Consider the following 1,765-nt stretch of genomic DNA (forward strand, 5'->3'; position numbering starts at 1 on the left):
CCAAGCTTTTCTGGTCGGAACCCCCTAAGCCGAGTTTTCAAGGTGCTGCGCCGTCCACTTGGTTTTCGAGACTGGCCTTTTAATTCTAACGTAAAGCCAACCTAGAACGGCGGGGTTTCAGACCCAAAATTTCCGATGATAGGCCTCCCCAGCCGCTCTGTAAACGGGCTGTTCTGCGATCGCTCCGTTCTCCGGTCAGAATAGAAACGCCACCGGTTTCTGGGAGAGGGGAAGCTGGTTCAGGTTTGCTTCTAGGGCCTCATCTACCACCTCCCCCAAGGTAGCACCTTCTAAATCACTAGCTTTGACCATTGCTTCGGCCGATAGATTCTGGGTTCTTGTCGGCTGTCGCACGTTGTTCAGGGTGATGGTGCGGTTCCCAGACAGACGCAACACGGGAGATTTCCGCAGAATTTCCAACATCCGTTCTTCATAAGAACCGCTATTGTCGATTACCACCGCTGCGCTTTCCGGTTCGTCTTCCATCTCCACCGGAGGCGGTATGGTTCCCTCGATGGTGAAGGGACTACACACCCGCACAATACTGTTATCTACTTCGGGACGGTCAACTAAGATTTCCGATTCGGGGGGTTCATTGTTGGCGATACTTTTCAGGGTGATGTGTGGGACTATTCCCCCAATTTCTTCCCCTTTACTGTTCTGTTTTCTCTTGTAGATAAAACCCCCCGCCGGTGAGTTATTATCTTTCAGTTGATACCAAGGAAAAGTGGCGGTTAATAGTCTCTGTCTGGCTAAGGCTAAGGGTACTCTACTGACATCACAGGTTATCCATCTTCTCCCCCATTGTTCGGCAACGTAGGCGGTTGTCCCACTTCCACAATTATGAACGGTACAAACTTCAGTAATAAAAGAGTGGACAGTTTCAATCTCTAAATCATAGAATGTTTCCGTCGTTATTTCCGATTCTAAATCTTTAATTTCACAGGGTATTTGTTCCCTGCCAAAATAAACAATATCACCGATTTTTAAAGTATCAGCCCGTCGCCATTCTTTGTCATGATCTTCTGAAGGTTCAACCGCAGACAATGTGGCTTTAATTGTCTCTAATACTCCCGTCAAATTATGATAAATTTCTTGATCATTGAATCGCAAAATATTTAATCCCAAAGAGTTTAAATAAGTATCTCTTTCTTGGTCATAAACTGTCGCATCTGGCCTATAATGGCTATCTCCATCTACTTCAACAATACAACCCTTTTCTCTTGCATAAAAGTCGGTAATATAACGTCCAATAGGATGTTGACGGCGGAATTTAACTCCTAATTGATTTCCTTTGATTTCTTGCCATAATTTAGCTTCGGCTGGAGTCGCTTCTTTTCTCATTTCTCTAGCTAAAGCAAAATTATTTTTAGGAATATGTTCCCAATTGCGATCGCCTCCATAACCGGTTGTCCGTTTTTGACATAAGACTCGATGATCTCCCGTTACCCAGAGGATTTGCTGACAAAGGTGGTGACGAATCCCGATCATTTTCCCTTGATGGGTTTTGCTGATAGTACGAAGAATCCGATGAGGTTGCAGATCGTGTCCGATGACATAATCTCCCGGTTGTAATTTTTCTATTTCTAAAGCCTCTAAAGCCCCTAAAGCCCCCCCGATGTCGTAGGGCTGTTTCATTCTCCCATCAGAATATCAAAAGTAAAAGCGATCACTGTCTTTGTAAAATGAGGAGTGACCGGCAACTTTTAAAAGATATGTTGAGCTTAATAGAAAAACTAAAACAAGTCAAGGACTTTCGGAAAGA

The 1,765-nt window shown here is 44.4% G+C and carries 1 protein-coding gene; it reads right to left on the reverse strand.

All coding sequences use genetic code 11. From position 1 onward, the window contains the following. Window positions 1-195: 195 nt before the first annotated feature. A complete protein-coding gene (locus tag O9300_RS10430; RefSeq protein ID WP_287971575.1) occupies window positions 196-1,638 on the reverse strand; it encodes a DUF559 domain-containing protein in 1,443 nt (480 codons plus the stop codon). Between the last annotated feature and the right edge of the window lie 127 nt (window positions 1,639-1,765).

The organism is Microcystis sp. LE19-195.1E (assembly GCF_027532095.1).
GTDB lineage: Bacteria > Cyanobacteriota > Cyanobacteriia > Cyanobacteriales > Microcystaceae > Microcystis > Microcystis aeruginosa.

Bases quoted from the DNA above. Each gene is read 5' to 3' on its own strand.
- O9300_RS10430 (WP_287971575.1), bottom strand. From the start codon at position 1,638: ATGAAACAGCCCTACGACATCGGGGGGGCTTTAGGGGCTTTAGAGGCT.